Genomic DNA, 3,730 nt, shown 5'->3' on the forward strand with positions numbered 1-3,730 from the left:
GGGGGCAGCCCGGCGAGGCGGGCGGGTGCGGCGTGCTCGAGCTCGTCGACCGTCCACGCCGCCGCGCCGGCAATCATGACGGCGGAGAAGGCGTCGGCGAAGAGCTCCGCCTGCCAGCCCGACCACTGGGCGGCGAGCTCCGCGTCCCCACCCGAGGCTGCGCGCACCGCGTGGTCCAGCGCGGCACGGGTCAGATCGGGCAGACCCGGCACCAGGTCCCGCTGGACGTGGTGGCCGGTCTCGTGGGCGGCCGGGGCCAGCCACCACGCCTGGCGCGTGGCCCATTCCGGCAGGGCGATCGCCGGGATCGGCAGCTCGCGCAGCAGGGCGCGGACGGCCTCGTCCACCGCGTCGGTGCGGGCCGGCGGACGCAGCGGCGCCGGCACACTCGACCGGGTGACGGCGAAGGCGTTGAAACGCGGGTCGACGTAGGCGAGCGGACCGGTCGGCGCGGGCCGCTGCAGCGCCGCGAACGGCTGCGACCAGCACGACCGGATCAGCTCGTCGGCGGCCAGCAGAATCGGGCCCAGCCGCTCGTCGAGTCGCTGGTCATAACGTTCGCGGTACCAGTCGAACGTGCGCCGCACGACGGTCAGCATCGTCTCCACCGACCTGCATCCGTCGTAGCTCGCGCCGCCCTCGCCCGGCTCCCGCAGGGAATCGACCCCGCCGGCCAGAGCGGCGAGCATCTCGCTCAGCACTCCGTCGAGTATCCGGAAATGATTTCCAAACCGGATGAAACGGTCATCTCCGCGACGGGCCTCCAGCCATTCGGAGATATCCCGCTGCGCCTGCAGCACCGCCCCCGCGGCCCGGTCGATCCGCCGGCGGGACCGATCGGAGCCGAGATCGACCCCCATGTCGACAAGAGTACCCAGTCGACCACAAAGCGTCTTACCTAGGTAGTTCAGCAGACTCGTTTGGCGGCGGAACGCGTCGACCCGACTGCGCCGCCACAAGCGGGTCGACCGCGCACGTTCGATGGCGCGGCCGGGGGTGGGCGGCGTTAGTGTCGTCTGCCATGAGAGCTGTGGGAGTGGTCGAGTTCGGCGGGCCGGAGGCCCTGCGCATCGTGGACGTACCCGAGCGGCATGCCGGTCCGGGCGAGGTCCGGATTCGGTCCGCCGCCGCCACCGTGAGTCCGACGGACACCTTCACCCGTAGCGGTGACCGGGCGAAATGGCTGTCGAAATGGGCGCCGCCCTACGTGCCGGGGATGGACGTCGCCGGTGTCCTCGACGAGATCGGCGAGGGGGTGTCGACGGATCTCGCGATCGGCGACCACGTGATGGCGATCGTCATCCCCGCCGCGTCGAACGGCGGCTACGCCGAGCAGGTGGTGGTGCCGGCCGAGTCCGTCGCACGGGTCCCCGCGGGCGTCGGCGACGTGGCCGCCTCCACGCTGCCGATGAACGGGCTCACCGCGCGGCTGGCGCTTGACCTGCTGGGCCTCACCGCCGGCCAGACGTTGGCGGTGACGGGGGCGGCCGGCTGCTTCGGCGGCTACACCGTTCAGCTTGCCAAGGCCGACGGGCTGCGCGTCGTCGCCGACGCCTCCGAGGCCGACGAGGAACTCGTCCGGGCGCTCGGCGCCGACCTCGTCGTCCGCCGCGGCGACGACGTCGCACAGCGGATCCGGGCGGCGGTACCCGCCGGGGTGGACGGACTGGCGGACGGCTCGATCCAGAACGATGCCCTGCTCGGCGCGATCCGCGACGGCGGCGGGTTCGCCGCTGTCCGCCCGTTCCAGGGCGAGACCGAGCGCGGCATCACGATCCATAACGTGTGGGTGCGCACCTATGCGCGCGAGCAGGCCAAACTCGACCGGTTGCGCCAGCTCGTCGAGGATGGCGCCGTCACCCTGCGGGTGGCGAAGGCGATTCCGGCCGAGCAGGCCGCCGAAGCACACCGCGTCCTGGAGAAGGGCGGCACCCGCGGCCGGCTCGTGCTGACCTGGTGAGCCGCGGGTCCGGCGCGCGAAAACAGCCGGACGACGTTCGGCCATCACTCCGACGACGCCGAGCTGCAGCGATGGCGGTTCGGCGCCCCGGAAGTGGCCGTCATTTCGAGGTAGTGTTCAGTCGAGGCGTAGACCGGCGGCGGGGACCTGCCGGTGTTGCGCCGGTCGGAGCAGCGTCGAGGGCACGCGCCGTGGTCGATCACGTTCCGGTGGGGCGGTTCGCCGGAATCACACTGTTCGAACTACAACCCAATCACAAGCCACACCTGGGCCTGTCGGCGACCAAATCAAATTGACATACACTGCCTACGGGCAACGGCGGCGGCTACGTTAGCCAATTCTCGCCCGCTAACAAAACAGACCGTCTTTGATCAATGCCAATTGCGCGAAACCCTCGTAGGGTGGTCGTGCACAGACGGGGCCTCAACCGTGTCGCCACAGGCGAGCGGAGCTGGGCCTGAGCCTCTCCGCTCGCGGCGGGAGAGACCCGACACGGCCGGTCGAACATTACGGTGCGTAGCCACCGGTCGGACACGGCGTTCCCGTTTCCGGCGGGCACGGAAGCCGCTGATCATGCGCAACTAATATGCGCGGGGCCGCAACAGCTCGTTGCACTCTGTCCCAGATACGCCCAGCACGGTGTGATGTGTCCACCGGCGGACGCGCAGCCCGCTTCCCAGCTACCGAGGCGAGGAGGACACCTGATGATGTCAACGGGATCCTCCTCCTGGGATGTCGGATTCCGCCGAGGGTGGCTGCCCCGCCCGCACTCGATCACCCATTGCGATGGGCGGATCGCCGCGCGGGTCTTCATGGGCGGTGAGGCACACCGGGAGAGGACCACAGGCACTGCACGTACAGGTCCTCTCCCGGACCCTGCCCGCACGCCGGGCACCAGCACCGAACGCGCGCACCGGGTCTGCATCCGCCGGTCATCCGCCGGTACGGGCCCGACCACCTCATCTCCCACCCCCGCATCGGGCCTGCGATGGGCCGCGTGCGGCCCCCGGTGGACCGTTGCCGCGGGCGGACTGGCCAGGACGGGAGACGAACCCATGGACGGGCGGGTGGGACAGGGTGACTGTACGGCCAGGACCGCGGTGGATCCGCCGATTCGTTGGCGGCGACCAGCCTGCGCCCCCGGGCTGAAGTTCGCCAGCCAGCAGGCCGACGTGGTCATCCGGTACCGCTACGCCGGGCGGATCCGCGAGGTCCGGGTACCCGTCGCGCTGTGGGCCCCGTTCGTCCACGACGTCCGCGCCGGCGTGTTCGACCGACTGACCGCGCATGACGGAGCCCTCGGCTGGACCTCCTGGGGAGCCGGCAGCGGCCAGGTCGCCAGGAGCCTGCCGGACGAGATGATCGTCCGCTTCCTCCACAGCGGAACCATGCGGGAGAACCGGCTGCCGCAGACGATCTGGGATCAGATCCTGGTAGCCGTCCGCGCCCACGCCATCGACGATCTGGACGCCGGCGTGGACGAGGCGAGCGCCGAACGACGCCCCACCGGCTTCCGCACCGTGCACGGCAGCGCCCTCCCGCTGGCTCGCCAGCGCGAGGGTGGCGCCGAACGATTCCACAACACGCAACCGCGCCCCCACCACAGCCACCCCGCCCGCTAGCCCGCTAGCCGGCTCGCCGCGGTCCGCGGAGGGCGGACCGCGGCGGGCCCGCACGACGGCCGCGCGGATCGGACCTGCACCGGTCCCACCGCGTCGGACCTGCGGGCTGCCCGCCGCACCCCTCACGGCGGGCAGCCCGCCAGATCTG

2 protein-coding genes and 1 pseudogene are annotated in these 3,730 nt (G+C 71.4%); 2 read left to right on the plus strand and 1 reads right to left on the minus strand.

The genetic code is table 11. The features are described 5' to 3' along the window. Positions 1–860, minus strand: a pseudogene (locus NBZ83_RS30805) (hypothetical protein); the annotation flags it as partial. Positions 861–1,021: 161 nt separating this feature from the next. Between NBZ83_RS30805 and NBZ83_RS30810 the strand changes: the two are divergent. After that, the gene (locus tag NBZ83_RS30810) at positions 1,022–1,960 is read left to right on the plus strand and encodes an NADP-dependent oxidoreductase (protein WP_261569225.1); all 939 of its coding nucleotides are present in this window, start codon (positions 1,022–1,024) and stop codon (positions 1,958–1,960) included. Between the two features lie 1,100 nt (positions 1,961–3,060). Next, positions 3,061–3,582, plus strand: coding sequence for a hypothetical protein (locus NBZ83_RS30815; protein ID WP_261576380.1), 522 nt, complete (start codon positions 3,061–3,063; stop codon positions 3,580–3,582). Positions 3,583–3,730 lie beyond the last annotated feature (148 nt).

The organism is Frankia gtarii, assembly GCF_025403375.1.
GTDB classification, from domain to species: domain Bacteria; phylum Actinomycetota; class Actinomycetes; order Frankiales; family Frankiaceae; genus Frankia; species Frankia gtarii.